Below are 14258 nucleotides of genomic sequence, written 5' to 3' on the forward strand. Positions count from 1 at the left end.
TCCGGCCCGATCTGCATGATCAATGACGTGTCAGGTGCAGCGGAACCCGGTCAGCGCGCTCCGGAACCGTAAACGATCATGCATCGGGTGGCCGTTTCGACACCACAGCCGTAAACGATCACCCCACCGACCGCCGTCCCGGCGCCCATATCGGACAGTCGGGACAAAGGCCGGGCGGGGGTGGGGTGAAGCGGTGACCGGACGACGGTGAACAATGCTTCGCCCCACCCACCTGGCAGTGGAGTCCCCGGAGCGCAGCGATAGGGGCGGAACGGTCTCCCGCGGGAGGAGCGGAGGTGAGATCGACGAACCCGGGACAAAAAGATCTTGACCCTAATGATCTTGCATGGGACCCGAGATGACGGCGGGGAGTTCGCGGATCGACGGGAGGACGTGGGTTGCCCCTGCGGCGGCGAGTGTGGGCTCGTCGTGGGCCCCCGTCAGTACGCCCGCCACGATGGACGCCCCGGCGCGCAGGCCGCAGAGGATGTCGTACGCGGTGTCGCCGGCGGTCGCGACGGCCCGCACGTCGTCGACGGCCAGCCGGAGGACGGCGGTGAGGACGAGGTCGGGGTAGGGCCGGCCGCGACCCGCTTCGGCCGGGCAGAGCGTGAGGTCGGCGATGTCCCGCCAGCCGAGGGCGTCGAGAATGCCGTCCTGTGTGGACCGGGCGAAGCCGGTCGTCAGGGCCACCTTGACACCGGCCTCGCGGAGCGCGGCGATGGCCTCGGCGGCACCGTCGACGGGACGGCAGCGGCCATCGCCGACGAGGTCGGCGTACGCGGACTCGAAGGCGGCGTTCGCCTGCTGCGCCTTGGTCTCGTCGCCGGACATCAGGTGCCGGAACACGGTGATCTTCGACTCGCCCATGGTCCGGCGCACGTACGCGAGCATCCCGTCGTACGCGTCCGTCCCCGGGTGGACGCCCTGGCCGCGGATGGCGGCCGTGAACGCGTCCTCGACGAGGCCGTCGTCGGCGACGGTCGTCCCGGCCATGTCGAGGACCGCCAACTGTATGCGGGTCACCAGCCCAGCTCCTCTGCGGTCTGTTCGGCGATGGCGGGGGAGCAGGTCATGCCGCGGCCGCCCGGTCCGGTCACGAGAACGGCGCCGGTGCCGAGCCGCTGTCGGTGGACGATCGCGGCGGGGTCGAGGCACTGCGCGTAGACGCCGGCCCAGCGGCGTACGACGCGGGGGAGGGGGCGGCCGAGCAGCGCCGAGGCCACCTCGGTCACGTGGTCGTAGGGCGGCTCGACGACGTCGAAGTCGAACGGTTCGGCGTACGCGTGGGTGTCGCCGATCGTCAGGCCGCCGTCCAGCCGCTGCACCATCAGCAACTGCATCTTGTACGCGTCCGCCACCGGGCTCTGCGCCTGGGCGGCTTCCAGGGCGGACGAGTCGAAGGCGGGGTAGTAGCGGAAACTGTCGCCGTCGGCCACGGAGGTCGTCAGCGCCTCGCCGAGCGGTTCGGTCTGCGCCATCTGCAGGCGGACGCGGCGTACCGGCAGTTCTCCGGCGACCTCCCGGGTCAGGCCGCCGAGCGCCGCCCCGGTCGCGAGGACGACCAGGTCGCCGGCGTGGGTGTCGCCCTGGTCGTCGCGTACGGCGGAGTCGGCGAGGTCGCGTACCTCCCGGCCGGGCAGCCACGTGTAGCGGCCCGACGCGGCCATCGCGGCGCGCAGAGCGGGCAGGGCGACCCGCGACTCGACGGCGCCGTCGCGGCCGCACCAGAGCGCGGCGGTGAACTCCCCGCGCAGCGCGGGATTGCGGCGGCGGGTCTCGGCCGGGTCGAGCAGTTCGAAGCCGCGCTCGACCGCGTCGGGCGCGGCGACTGCGGCCTCGGCGACGGCGACCTCGGCCGGCGTCCGGCAGACGGTCAGCGACCCGTTGCCCCGGAACCCCACCCCCGGTACGCGTTCCCCGATGGACTGCCACAGTTGGCGGGCCCGGGAGGCGACGGCCAGTTCGGGGCCGGCGGCGCGGCCGGAGACCCAGACGAGGCCGAAGTTGCGTACGGAGGCGCCCCGGGCCTCGCGCTCGCGCTCCAGGTGCACCACGGAGTGGCCACGTTCGACTGCCTGCCAGGCGTGCATGGTGCCGAGCACTCCGCCGCCCACGACGATGATTCGCACGAGCAGAAGACTCGGCGCGCCGGATGAACCGTAGGCGGTCGGTACGCGACGCGCGGGTGAACCGGGCCGAAAGGTTCGGACCAGTTATGGTTACGTGATGTCAGGCGCGGAGCCGCGTCTCGAAGCCGATCCGGTCGCCGCGGTACAGCGCCCGCACGCACTCGATCGGCACACCGGCCGGATCGCGGCTGACCCGCTGCATCAGCAGCATCGGCAGGGCCGGATTGGTCTGCAGCAGCAGCGCCTCACGCGGGCTCGCGAGCGCGGTCTCGATCCGCTCGGTCGCCTCCGCCCACACCACGCCCAGTTCCTCCTGCATGCACCGGTACAGCGAACCGGCCGGATCCAGCACGTCCATCAGCGTCGGGTACCGCTCCGCCGCCAGGTACGTGCTCTCCAGGCCCAACGGCTCGCCATCGGCCAGCAGTACGCGTTCCAGATGGACCACAGGCGCGCCGGGCCCGATCGCGAGCGCCGCCGACACCTCGTCGCCGGCCGGGACCACGTCGAAGGCGGTGACGGTACGGGAGGGCTCGTAACCCATGTCCCGCAACGCTTCCGTATAGCTGTGCAGGGACAGCGGCTGGATTACCTTCGGCTTCGCGACGAACGTCCCGCGGCCCTGCCGGGCGCTGAGCCGGCCCTCGATCGTCAGCTCCGAGATCGCCTGGCGGACGGTCGACCGGGCCACGGTGTAGCGGGCGGCCAGATCCCGCTCGGGCGGCAGCGGCGCGCCCACGCCCAGCTCGGCGATCTCCGCCAGGATCCGCGCCTTGACGGCGTAGTACTTGGGTACGCGGCCGTGATCCGGTACGCCCGAACGGAAAGCGGCAGACGGCACGGCGCCCACCCTACGCCGATCGCGGCCGGAGACCCTGTCGGCGTTTCCGCTACGCGGCGGCGGGCAGCGCGACCACGGCCTCCGAGGTGTACGCGAGGAACGTCAGCGTCTCCTGCAGGTACAGCTCGACGTTGCCCTCGTCGTGGCTCAGGTACCCGATCGCGAGATCCTGGCCGAGGGCCAGCTCGTAGTCGCCGCCCCGGGTCGACAGGACGAAGCCGCCCTCGATCGCCGGAGCCCAGACGATGTCGCCGTCGACGATCGCCGACAGGTGCTTGCGTACGGGGTAGCCGTCGTCGGCGCCCTCGTCCGCCAGCTTGTACGCGTCGGCGCCGAGCGCCAGCGCGTACGGGCCGCCGACCCCGGCGAGGCGGAGGGCGGCGAGGGCGCGGCTGACCGCGTCCGGATAGTCGTCCGGGTCCTCGGGCAACGGGACGGGCGCCAGCGACGCGCTCGTCCGCAGGCCGGCGATCCCGGCCGCCGGGTACCCCTCGAAGATCACCTGGTCCTCGGCGAACGCGATCTGCCGGGCGGCGTCCTTGGCGGGCTGCCAGTCGGCGTCCTTGGCCCCGCGCTCGACGGAGTCCACCTGCCGCCGGTCGACGGTGAACGGTACGCGCAGCTCCACGACCACGCTCGCCTGCCGCACCTCCGCCCGTACGCCGTCGGCCGGCCCCGCAACCGGTTCGCGATGCCCGGTCCCGAGCGCGGCGAACGTCTCGCCCGCGGGCTCGGCCACGTCCACGAGACGGCGTCCGGCGACGTGGCGGCGGAACGTCCGGCGTACCTCTTCTTCGAGGTCGGCCCACGCGGCCGCGCTGATCGGGGCGAGTTCCCGGTAGAGGTTGTCCATCACTGTCCTCTCAGGTCGCCCACGCCGAGCGTGGGTGCGAACGTGTGCGTCAGGGTGACCCGGGGGCCGTCGGCGGCGGGGTCCGCGGCGGGGTCGGCGGCCGTGCCGAAGGGCGGGTCGTCGAGGAAGGTCTCCGACGGGGCGAAGAACAGGTTCCCGGTGACCGCGGTCGAGAAGTCCAGGATGCGGTCGTGGGCGGCGGTGCCGTCGCCGAGGAACATCCGGTCCAGCATGCGCTCGGTGACGGTCGGCGTACGCGCGTAGCCGATGAAGTAGGTGCCGAACTCGGCCTGGCCGACCGACCCGAACGGCATGTTGTCGCGCAAGATCTGCCGTTCGGTGCCGTCCGGGTCGACGATCGTGGTCAGCGCGGTGTGGGCGCTCGCGGGCTTCTCGTCGTCGCCGAGTTCGACGTCCGACAGCTTCCGGCGCCCGACGACCAGTTCCTGCGCCTCGGTCGGCAGCGCGTTCCAGGCCCGCAGGTCGTGCAGGTACTTCTGGACGATGACATAGCTGCCGGCGGCGTACGCGGCGTCCTCGTCGCCGATCAGCACGGCGGCCGCGGCGGCAGGCCCGACCGGGTTCTCGGTGCCGTCGACGAAACCGAGCAGGTCGCGCGCGTCGAAGTAGCGGAATCCGTGCACCTCGTCGCAGACCGTGACGGCGCCGCGGATCCGGTCCATGATCTCCTGCGCCAGCGCGAAGCAGAGGTCCTGTTGCTGGGCGCGGATGTGGAAGAGCAGATCGCCCGGGGTGGCCGGCGCGCGGTGCACCGGGCCGGTCACCTCCCGGAAAGCGTGCAACTCGGCCGGCCGCGGCGTGGTGCCGAACAGCCGCCCCCATACCTCCGCGCCGATGCCGGTCACGCAGCTCAGATCGCCGTCCGGCGCGCGGAAGCCCACCGCCCGCTGCAGACCGGACAGGTCCGGCAGGAGATCGCGTACGCGGTCCTCGCCACCGGGGTCGACGGTCACCACGAGGATCAGGGCGGCCCTCGTGAGCGGGCTCAGTACGGACTGCGAGACCGCCGTGTTCGCTTCCATCGCGCAACCTCCGGATCGGCGCCGGTGGGAGTGCGCCCCGCTCGACGCTACCGACCGGATCCGATCAAGCCGGATGATTCCGAGCTTTGCCGCGAACCGGTTTGCTTCCGGCGTACGCTATGGAACTTGGGCACGGACCCCGCGGCGAGCGCGGGCGGTCCGCAGCGCCTTCATCCGCGGCAACGACGGCCGCGTGATTTTTCTCCAGCGAGATCTGATTCGCACCCGCGAGTGGGGAGTTTTCACGATCATGAGTACTGGAATGGTCGGCACCAAGGACGGTACGCAGATCTTCTACAAGGACTGGGGCGGCGGGCAGCCCGTCGTGTTCAGCCACGGCTGGCCGTTGACGGCCGACGCCTGGGACGACCAGATGTGGTACGTCGTCTCCAACGGTTTCCGCGCGGTCGCCCACGACCGGCGCGGGCACGGGCGCTCCAGCCAGCCGTGGGACGGCAACGACATGGACACGTACGCCGACGACCTGGCGGCGGTCATCGAAAAGCTCGACCTGCACGACATCGTGCTGGTCGGGCACTCCACCGGCGGCGGCGAGATCACCCGCTACATGGCCCGCCACGGCACGGACCGGGTGGCGAAGGCGTGCCTGGTCGGCGCGATCCCGCCGCTGATGCTCAAGACCGACGCGAATCCGGAGGGGCTGCCCCGCAGCGTCTTCGACGAGCTGCGCGGCAACGTCGAGCGGGACCGGTCGCAGTTCTGGCAGGATCTCAGCGCCCCGTTCTACGGCGCCAACCGCAAGGGTTCCAAGGTCAGCCAGGGCCTGCGGGACAGCTTCTGGCTGATGGGCATGACCGTCGGGTTCAAGGCCGCGTACGACTGCATCCGGGTCTTCTCCGAGACCGACCAGACGGCGGACTGCAAGAAGATCGACGTGCCGACGCTGATCATCCACGGTGACGACGATCAGATCGTGCCCATGGTGGCGTCCGCGGCGAAGTCGTCGAAGCTGATCAAGAACAGCACGCTGAAGGTGTACCCGGGCGCGCCGCACGGCCTGACCGCGACGCACCAGGACGAGTTCAACGCGGATCTCCTCGCCTTCATCAAGGGCTGACCCCGCAGGGGCCGGCCCGCAACTCTCGGCACCAAGATCCCGTTTGGATCAGGGATTCGCACGTGATCATGGCCCATGATTCGGGTGATTTCCCTGATCCAAACGGGATCATCGAACGCGGCACCACGAACGCGGCACCACGGGGGGAAGCGATGGTGGAGGGGGACGCCGAGCAGCGGATGCTGGGGGCGGTGCCGGGGGAGGCCGCGCTGGGGCGGGGGCCGCTGCCGAAGGGCGATCACGAGCGATACGAGTACCACCATCCGGCCGCGGGGTGGGGTGCCGCCAAGAGCGTCGGCCACGTGCTGCTGCACAGTCCTGAGCCGCTGGACGGCATGCGGGCGCTGCTGGTCATGAACCAGGAGAACGGCGGCTTCGACTGCCCCGGCTGCGCCTGGCCCGACGACCCGACCGGCCTGCACCTGGACATCTGCGAGAACGGCGTCAAGCACGTCACCTGGGAGATGTCCCCAGCCAAGGCCGGCCGCGACTTCTTCGCCGCGCACACCGTCGCCGAGCTCTCGAACTGGACCGACCACGACCTCGAAGACGTCGGCCGGCTCGCCGAGCCGATGGCCTACGACCCCGGAACCGACAAGTACGTCCCCATCTCCTGGGACGACGCCTTCGCCGTGGTCGGCCGCACGCTGCGCGGCCTCGACAGCCCGCACCGCGCGGCCTTCTACACCTCGGGCCGGCTCAGCAACGAGGCCACCTTCCTCTACCAGCTGTGGGTACGCGAATTCGGCACCAACAATCTGCCGGACTGCTCGAACATGTGCCACGAGGCGAGCGGCCGGGGACTGACGGCGGCCATCGGCACGGGCAAGGGCACGACCGACCTGTCCGACTGGGAGCAGGCGGACGCGATCTGGCTGATGGGCGACAACGCCGCCACGAACGCGCCCCGGATGCTGACCTGGCTCGCCGAGGCCGATCGTCGCGGCGCCGCCCTGGTGCACGTCAACCCGCTGATCGAGGCGGCGTCCCGGCGTACCATCGTGCCGCACGAGTTCGTCGACATGGCCACGTTCCACACGACGAGGACCGGCACCCGCAACGTCCAGGTACGCATCGGCGGGGATCTCGCGCTCCTGCGCGGCGTCGCGAAGGCGCTCCTCGAAACGGCCGGGCACGACGAGGCCGCCCTCGACCGGGAGTTCATCGAGCAGCACACGAGCGGGTTCGACGCGTACCGGTCGGCGGTCGAGGAGACGGCGTGGGACGACATCGTCCGCGACAGCGGGATCGCCGAGGCCGACATCCGCGCGCTCGCACAGTCCTATCGCGACTCGGAGCGGACGGTCATCGCGTGGTGCCTGGGCCTGACGCAGCACGAGCACGGCGTCGACACCGTACGCGAGATCGTCAACGTGCTGCTCCTGCGGGGCAACATCGGCCGCCCCGGCACCGGCCCGTCCCCCGTACGCGGGCACAGCAACGTGCAGGGCAACCGCACCTGCGGCATCGACCACCGCCCGAGCGCCGCGTTCCTGGACCGGCTCGCGTCGGCCTGCGGGATCGACCCGCCGCGCGAGCACGGGCTCGGCACGGTGGCCACGATCGAGGCCATGCGGCGCGGCGACGTGACCGTCTTCGTGGCCCTCGGCGGCAACTTCGCGCTCGCCGCCCCGGACCTGCCGGCGACGGCCGAGGCGTTGCGCGCCTGCGAACTCACCGTCCAGGTGAGCACCAAACTCAACCGCAGCCACCTCGTCCACGGCCGGCAGGCGCTGATCCTGCCGTGCCTCGGGCGTACCGAGCGGGACCGGCAGGCCGGCGGCGAACAGGGGATCACCGTCGAGGACTCGATGGCGATGGTGCACATCTCCTTCGGCATGAAGGACCCCGTGTCGCCCCACCTGAGATCCGAATGCGCCGTCATCGCCGGGATGGCCGCGGCGACCCTGCCCGGCTCGCGTACGCCCTGGACGGCGTACATCGAGGACTACGACCGGATCCGGGACACGATGGCCGAGGCGCTGGACGGTTTCGAGGACTTCAACGCCAGGGTCCGCCGGCCGCACGGCTTCCGCCTCGCCCAGCCCGCCCGGGAACGCGACTTCCGTACGCCTTCCGGCCGGGCGGAGTTCTGGGCCGGCCCGCTTCCGTCCGATGTGGACCCTGGCGAGGGCCGGTTGATGCTCACCACGATCCGGTCGCACGACCAGTTCAACACCACGATCTACGCCAACGACGACCGTTACCGGGGGCTGCGCGGACTGCGTACCGTCATCTTCCTGAACGAGGCGGACATGCGGGCACGCGGCCTGTCCGAGTGGGACCTGATCGACGTGACCGCGATCTCCCGCGACGGTACGCGCCGCACGGTGCACGGCTACCGGGCGGTGACCCACCCCATCCCGCCGGGCTGCGCGGCCGGCTACATGCCGGAGCTCAACGTGCTGTGCGGCCTCGCGGACGTGAGCAGCCAGAGCGAGCAGCCCGTCACCAAACACCTCGTCATCGAGATCACCCGGCAACCACCCGGTTCCTGAAGCCCCTCCACCGACTCGGCCGGCGCCGGTACGCGTACTACCGCACAGGGGAAGGCCCACGACGGTGCGTGCGGGATCCGCCTGGTGGTGCGGGTGACCGGCCTTGTGGCGGAAGCGGGCGCGGAGCTCCGATCGCTACCCTCCTGCCATGATCTTCGTGGATGGGCAGGGCAACGAGCGCCTGATCCTGGACGGCGAGTGGTTCGAGAAGCAGCGCGGCGGCGAGTCGAAGACCCGCGTGCCGGTGTCGTCCTTCCGCGGCGCGCAGTGGCAGGAGATCGAGCGGCGTACCAAGCTCTTCGGGGGCACCAAGGAGCGCCTGATCCAGGTGACGCTGACCTTCGACGGCGGCCCGTTCGTCGGCTTCGTCGCGGAGGAGGCCAAGCGGCCCGAGCTGGAAGCCCTGGTCGCCGGCCTCGAATCCGCCCGTTAGTCCGCGCCGAGGAGTTCGCGGTACCGCTCGATGTAGAAGGTCTTCTTGATGTGCGCCGTCGTGGCCGCGTCGAGCAGTCCGGCCTCGGGCGCGTAGGACACGCCGCCGTGCGGGCCGAGCGGCAGCACGATGGCGTCGGGCGTGGGTTCGTAGACGGCGGTCGCCTCGCGTCCCTCGATGAGCGCGCGGATGTTGTCCGCCACCACGGCCGCGTGGAACTGGGCGAGGCGGGCCATTTTCAGCTCGGGGACGTCGGTGATGTCGCCGACCGCGAACACGGTCTCCTGGCCGGTGACGCGCAGCTGCGGCGTCACCGCGACCTGCCCGTTGGGCCGCCGGACCGCGGCCAGCTCGCCCGCCAGGTAGGCGCTGGCGGTGACGGCGCCGTAGCACGGGAACCAGACGTCCGCGGTGATGTCCACACCGGACAGTGTGGTGGCGGTGAACTCCGCGGCGGCACCCGGCTCGGTCGGCGGCAGCTCGCGCAGGGACGTACCCAGGACCAGGTCGACGCCCAGCTCGGCGAGCTGGCGGCGCAGCTCGGCGCGTACCTCGGCGGGGAAGCCCGGGCCGAGCGGTTCGTCGGCGGGGTCCACGACGGTCACGGCGGTACCGGGCCACGCGGCCTTGATCTCGCCCGCGAACTCCAGGCCGACCGGGCCGGCGCCCAGCAGCAGCACCCGGTCCGCGGCGGCGAGCGTCTTGTACGCCTCAGCGAACCGCCGCGCGCCGGTCGCCCGGTCGTCGGAGTCGAGCTTCGCCGGGAACGGGTACGCCGTCCCCGTCGCCAGGACGAGATAGTCGGCCTGGAGCACGTCGCCGGAGGCCAGCCGGACCGATCCCGGGTGGACCTCGACGGCCCGGTCCCGGCGTACGCGGCCGCGGGTCAGCAGCCCGTCGTAGGGGATGAACAGCTGTCCGGCCCAGGCCGGGTCGACCACCGCCCGGAGGGTGGCTACGTTGTGCACGAAGGCGTCGCGGGGTTCGATCAGAGTCACGTCGGCCACCTCGTCGAGCGCCTTCGCGACGGTGATCCCGCCGTACCCGCCGCCCACGATGATCACGCTGGGATTCGTCATGCCCACCACTCTGGCCACGGAACCGGCCCTCGTGGAGACCGGCGTGAGGGTGGTAGGCGCAGGGCCACGATCCGGTCCGGCGGCGCTGCTACCGTCGAACCCGTGAGCGACAACGAACTGGGCCTGTTCCTGCGTACGCGCCGCGAAGCGGTCACCCCGGCGCAGGCCGGACTGCCGGTCGGCCCCCGCCGCCGGGCGGCCGGACTGCGCCGGTCGGAGGTCGCCGCGCTCGCGGACGTCAGCGTCGAGTACGTGATCCGGCTGGAGCAGGGCCGCGACCGGCACCCGTCGCCGCAGGTGCTGTCCGCCCTGGCCGACGCCCTGCGGTTGACGGCGAGCGAGCGGACCCACCTCTACCGGCTCACCAAGTCGGCCGACCCCGGTTTCAACTGCCGTGGCGCGACCCCGCCCGTCCGGCCGGTACGCCCGACGGTCCAGGCCCTGCTCGACCGTTTGGAACCCGCGCCGGCGCTGCTGCTCAACCAGCTCGGGGACGTGCTCGCGTACACGACGGGGTTCCAGCGGATCGCCGGGCCGGCCGGGCTGCTGGGGGAGCGTACGCCGAACCTGCCCCGGTTCGTGTTCGGCGACCCCCGCGCCCGCGAGGTGTTCCCCGACTGGTCGCACGTCGCCGACGAGCAGGTCGCCGCGCTCAAGAACGGCCCGTTCCGGGCGGACCCCGGGCTGGCCGCGCTCGCCGACGAACTGGCCTTCCTCGCCGGCGAGGAGTTCACCCGCCGGGTCGCCACCCTCCCCGGGCTGCCGGCGTCCCACGGGATCCTGCGCTGGAACCACGCCGAGGCGGGGATGCTGCGGCTCGCGTACGAGGTGCTGGACCTGGCGGCCGACGACAACCAGCGGCTGCTCGCGTACCTGCCCGCGGACGAGGGGACGCAGCGGGCCCTGGACCGGCTGAACCACCAGGGACTGCGGCTCGTCGGCTGAACCCGAGCGGGCGTGACTCAGCCGGTACGCGTCACCCGGAAGACGGGGATCACGCGGCTCGTCTTCTCCTGGTACTCGCCGAATCCGGGCCGCTCCGCGACGATCTGCGGCCACACCTGCTCCCGCTCGGCCGGGCTCAGCTCGGCGGCGGTCGCGGCGAACGTCTCCTCGCCGAACTCGGCGGTGATCTCCGGGTACGCCTTCAGGTTGTAGTACCAGTCGGGATTGTCCGGTGCGCCGCCCTTGGACGCGACGATCAGCCAGCCGCCGTCCGGCTGCGGGAACGACATCACGGGCGAGACGCGTACCGTGCCGGTGCGGGCGCCGGTGTGGTGGATGAGGATCAGCGGCGCTCCGGCGAACGGGCCGCCGACCTGCCCGCCGTTCGTGCGGAACTCCTCGATGATCTTCGCGTTCCAGTCCTGTGCCATGTACGGCGTGCTCCTCAGTCGATGGTGCCGGTCTGTGCGCGTACCCAGGTCTCGACGGCGACCAGGTCGGCTTCGGTGATTCCGTGCTTCGTGTCCACCCGGTGCACGAGGGCCGGACCGCTGTGATGCTCGGCGATGTACGCCCGGTCGGTGTGCGAGATCTCGTCGTCGATCCACACGAACGCGCGCCCGGCCGCGACCTCGACCAGCGCCCGCGTCTTCCAGCCCAGGTCCGGATCGTCCTCGGCGATCGCGCCCGCGTCCACCGGCGGCAGTTCGCCCAGCTCGACGACCGGCAGGCGCGGCAGCCCGAGCCGCGGCGCGATCACCTCGTTGGCGTCGTGCATCCAGGCCGTCGCCCACATCATCTCGCAGCCCAGCGCGGCCAGCCGGGGCCCGTGGCCGGGGGTCAGCCTGACCAGCAGCGGGTTGTCGTCCTCCTGCCAGGCCGCCCAGCCTTCCTCCGTACGCGGCGAGGTCACCCCGCCCAGCGGCAGCAGCGTTCCGTCCACGTCGAGGAAGAGCAGCGGACCCGTCATACGGCGGACGATACCTCGCGCTCCCGGTAACGCCGCGACGGCGGGGCCGCAAGGTCTACTCGGCCTCGTCGATACATGGTAGAAATTCCTTCACCGAAGTATGCACCGCTTCGAAAATCCGTACACGGACCATCGCCTGGAGGCGTGCATGAGAAGGTTCCCAGTCGTCCTGACCCTGCTGGCAGCGGCGGCGTTCGCCCTGCCGGGGGTGCCCGCGACCGCCGATCCGTCCACAGTGGCCGCCACCGCGGCGGTGGCCCTCGCCGCGGCCCCGCAACCGGGCACCTTCACCGGCAAGGGATTCGACACGTGCACCGCCCCCTCGCAGGCGGCGATGAACGCGTGGCGCAGCAGCTCGCCGTACCAGGCGGTCGGCATCTACATCAGCGGGGCCAGCCGCTCCTGTTCGCAGCCCAACCTCACCGCCACCTGGGTCGCCAACCAGATCGCCAACGGCTGGCACCTCATCCCGATCGAGCTGGGCTACCAGGCGCCGTGCGGGACGCGTACGCCGAAGATGTCCAGCGATCCCACGACGGCGCGCTCGCAGGGCGTGTCCGCGGCGACCAGCACGGCGAACGCGGCGACGGCGCTCGGCATCGGCGCGGGCAGCACCATCTACAACGACATCGAGGGCTACCCGTCGACGGCGGCCTGCAAGGCGGCGGTGCTGTCCTTCCTGTCGGGCTACACCGAGCAGCTGCACGCCCGCGGCTACCTGGCCGGCATGTACTCCAGCGGCTCGTCGGGGGTCAAGGACGTCTGCTCCGCGTACAACGACACGAGCTACACGCGTATCGACCAGATCTGGATCGCCTGGTGGAACGGCGTCGCCGACACGGCCGGGGGCAGCTACTGCGCCGACACCGCCTGGCCCGGCCACCAGCGCCTGCACCAGTACGCGGGCGACGTGACGGAGACGTGGGGCGGCGTCACCATCAACATCGACCGGGACTACGTGGACGTCACCAGCGCCCAGGCGCCCGCGCCGTGGAGCACCACAGTGGACAACGCGACGGCCGGACAGTTCACCGCGAGCGCCAACTGGGGCACGTCCTCCTACTCGGGGCAGCGGTTCGGCGCGGACTACCGGTACGCCAACCCGGTCTCGTCGAGCGACGCGGCCTGGTACAGCGCCGACCTGCCGGAGACGGGCAGCTACGAGATCTCGGTCTGGTACCCGGCCGACGCCGGCTACAACAACCTGACCCCGTACATCGTCGTGACCACGGCCGGCAACCAGTCGGTTTACGTCAACCAGCGGGCGAACGGCGGCCAGTGGGTGTCCCTCGGCACGTTCACGCTGGCGGCGGGGGCCGGCAACAAGGTCGGCGTCAGCCGCTGGACCAGCGGGACCGGCTACGTCATCGCCGACGCCGTCCGCATCACCCGAGCCTGACCCCCTTCCCGGCGATCTTGCGCGAATGTCCGGGCCTTTCGGGCATTCCAGACGGAAAACGTGACAGTCGCGCAAGGTCGTCGGGGCGGAGCGTGGGGTCGTGAGTCGCCGCCGGGCCAAAATCCTCTAAAAGCCAAATCCTCTAAAAGAGGTTGATGAGGACCCGGCGGTCGATCAGGCCGGTCACGTCGTCCAGGTAGGGCGGCCCCACTACCCGCGCACCGCAGGCGACGTAGAAGCCCACGGCCGTCTCCCGCGCGTCCGCCCACAGGATGGCTTCGCCGCCGGCCCGGGCCTGATCCGCGACGGCGGACAGGAGGCGCCGGCCCGCACCCTGCCCGCGGTAGGCGGGATCGACTGCCATGCCCCAGAAGTAGCGGGCCGGCACTCCCGGTTCGTCGGGGCACGGCCACCGCACGTGCGAGACAACCGCGACCACCGCGCCGCCGTGCGTCAGCGCGAGGTGACCGGCCTCCCCGCTGTCCGCGCGGGTCAGGGTCCCCGCCCAGCCCAGCACCTCGCGCCGCAGCCCGAAGGTCGACTCCACTCCGACCGGGACGAGATCCATCTAACGGCCCTTCTCGTACGCCGCCCGGCTCGCCTCGATGTGTGGGACGTGCTCCATCGCCCAGCCCGCGAGCGCCAGCGCCGGCGGGATGAGGCTGCGGCCGGTGGCCGTCAGGGCGTACTCCACCCGGGGCGGGACCTCGGCGTGGACGGTCCGTGCCACGAGCCCGTCGCGTTCGAGGTTGCGCAGGGTCAGGGTCAGCATCCGCTGCGAGATGCCCGGGATCTGCTGCTGCAGCTCGGTGAACCGGACCGTGCCCTGGTCGAGGGTGGCCACGATGAGCAGCGTCCATTTGTTGCAGATCTGGTCGAGGATCGCGCGGATCGTCCGGCCGCCGTCGCCCCGGATCATGCAGGTGTGCTCGTACTCGGACATGACGACCCCCTGTGCCTCACGCACACGCGTGTGCCTTTTGTACG

15 protein-coding genes are annotated in these 14258 nt (G+C 71.4%); 5 read left to right on the forward strand and 10 right to left on the reverse strand.

All coding sequences use genetic code 11. The features are described from left to right. Positions 1 to 333: 333 nt before the first annotated feature. The 5 genes from G401_RS0139020 to G401_RS0139040 all read right to left on the reverse strand — a co-directional run bounded on the left by G401_RS0139020 (position 334) and on the right by G401_RS0139040 (position 4869). Positions 334 to 1026 carry a phosphonatase-like hydrolase gene (locus G401_RS0139020; protein ID WP_027346749.1) on the reverse strand — a complete coding sequence of 231 codons (693 nt, stop codon included), beginning with the start codon at positions 1024 to 1026 and terminating at the stop codon, positions 334 to 336. Beyond that, positions 1023 to 2132: a TIGR03364 family FAD-dependent oxidoreductase gene (locus tag G401_RS0139025; protein WP_027346750.1), complete on the reverse strand. Its 1110-nt coding sequence runs from the start codon at positions 2130 to 2132 to the stop codon at positions 1023 to 1025. The genes G401_RS0139020 and G401_RS0139025 overlap by 4 nt, the downstream gene beginning before the upstream one ends. A 100-nt stretch (positions 2133 to 2232) precedes the next feature. Further along, positions 2233 to 2973 carry a GntR family transcriptional regulator gene (locus tag G401_RS0139030; RefSeq protein ID WP_027346751.1) on the reverse strand — a complete coding sequence of 247 codons (741 nt, stop codon included), beginning with the start codon at positions 2971 to 2973 and terminating at the stop codon, positions 2233 to 2235. 49 nt (positions 2974 to 3022) lie between these two features. After that, entirely contained in the window at positions 3023 to 3826 is an 804-nt protein-coding gene (locus G401_RS0139035) for a family 1 encapsulin nanocompartment shell protein (protein WP_027346752.1), read from the reverse strand. Beyond that, on the reverse strand, positions 3826 to 4869 hold the full coding sequence (locus G401_RS0139040) for a Dyp-type peroxidase (protein ID WP_027346753.1): 1044 nt from the start codon (positions 4867 to 4869) through the stop codon (positions 3826 to 3828). The genes G401_RS0139035 and G401_RS0139040 overlap by 1 nt, the downstream gene beginning before the upstream one ends. Before the next feature lie 250 nt (positions 4870 to 5119). Between G401_RS0139040 and G401_RS0139045 the strand changes: the two genes are divergently transcribed. The 3 genes from G401_RS0139045 (at position 5120) to G401_RS0139055 (ending at position 8878) form a co-directional block, all read left to right on the forward strand. Then, positions 5120 to 5947: an alpha/beta fold hydrolase gene (locus G401_RS0139045; protein WP_245602070.1), complete on the forward strand. Its 828-nt coding sequence runs from the start codon at positions 5120 to 5122 to the stop codon at positions 5945 to 5947. A gap of 152 nt (positions 5948 to 6099) precedes the next feature. Next, positions 6100 to 8445 (forward strand): FdhF/YdeP family oxidoreductase, encoded by a 2346-nt coding sequence (locus G401_RS0139050; protein ID WP_211240963.1) that lies wholly within the window; start codon positions 6100 to 6102, stop codon positions 8443 to 8445. 148 nt (positions 8446 to 8593) lie between these two features. Further along, positions 8594 to 8878 carry a hypothetical protein gene (locus G401_RS0139055; RefSeq protein ID WP_027346756.1) on the forward strand — a complete coding sequence of 95 codons (285 nt, stop codon included), beginning with the start codon at positions 8594 to 8596 and terminating at the stop codon, positions 8876 to 8878. Here G401_RS0139055 and G401_RS0139060 read toward each other — a convergent pair. Next, positions 8875 to 9957, reverse strand: a complete 1083-nt coding sequence (locus tag G401_RS0139060) for an NAD(P)/FAD-dependent oxidoreductase (RefSeq protein ID WP_034594509.1) — start codon at positions 9955 to 9957, stop codon at positions 8875 to 8877. The genes G401_RS0139055 and G401_RS0139060 overlap by 4 nt on opposite strands. Positions 9958 to 10059: 102 nt before the next feature. Here G401_RS0139060 and G401_RS0139065 point away from each other — a divergent pair, with 102 nt between their 5' ends. After that, a complete protein-coding gene (locus G401_RS0139065; protein ID WP_027346758.1) occupies positions 10060 to 10902 on the forward strand; it encodes a helix-turn-helix domain-containing protein in 843 nt (280 codons plus the stop codon). Positions 10903 to 10919: 17 nt separating this feature from the next. Here the strand turns inward: G401_RS0139065 and G401_RS0139070 are convergent, their stop codons facing one another. Both G401_RS0139070 and G401_RS0139075 read right to left on the reverse strand, forming a co-directional pair. Next, entirely contained in the window at positions 10920 to 11333 is a 414-nt protein-coding gene (locus G401_RS0139070; protein ID WP_027346759.1) for a nitroreductase family deazaflavin-dependent oxidoreductase, read from the reverse strand. Positions 11334 to 11347: 14 nt separating this feature from the next. After that, positions 11348 to 11872 carry an HAD domain-containing protein gene (locus tag G401_RS0139075; RefSeq protein WP_027346760.1) on the reverse strand — a complete coding sequence of 175 codons (525 nt, stop codon included), beginning with the start codon at positions 11870 to 11872 and terminating at the stop codon, positions 11348 to 11350. Positions 11873 to 12020: 148 nt separating this feature from the next. On the opposite strand from G401_RS0139075, the gene G401_RS0139080 reads away from it, so the two are divergent. Continuing rightward, a complete protein-coding gene (locus G401_RS0139080; protein WP_027346761.1) occupies positions 12021 to 13271 on the forward strand; it encodes a glycoside hydrolase domain-containing protein in 1251 nt (416 codons plus the stop codon). 142 nt (positions 13272 to 13413) lie between these two features. Here the strand turns inward: G401_RS0139080 and G401_RS53885 are convergent, their stop codons facing one another. Then, the gene (locus G401_RS53885) at positions 13414 to 13839 is read right to left on the reverse strand and encodes a GNAT family N-acetyltransferase (RefSeq protein WP_051367914.1); all 426 of its coding nucleotides are present in this window, start codon (positions 13837 to 13839) and stop codon (positions 13414 to 13416) included. Continuing rightward, positions 13840 to 14214: a winged helix-turn-helix transcriptional regulator gene (locus G401_RS0139090; RefSeq protein ID WP_027346762.1), complete on the reverse strand. Its 375-nt coding sequence runs from the start codon at positions 14212 to 14214 to the stop codon at positions 13840 to 13842. Between the last annotated feature and the right edge of the window lie 44 nt (positions 14215 to 14258).

It is taken from the genome of Hamadaea tsunoensis DSM 44101 (genome assembly GCF_000428945.1).
GTDB lineage: Bacteria > Actinomycetota > Actinomycetes > Mycobacteriales > Micromonosporaceae > Hamadaea > Hamadaea tsunoensis.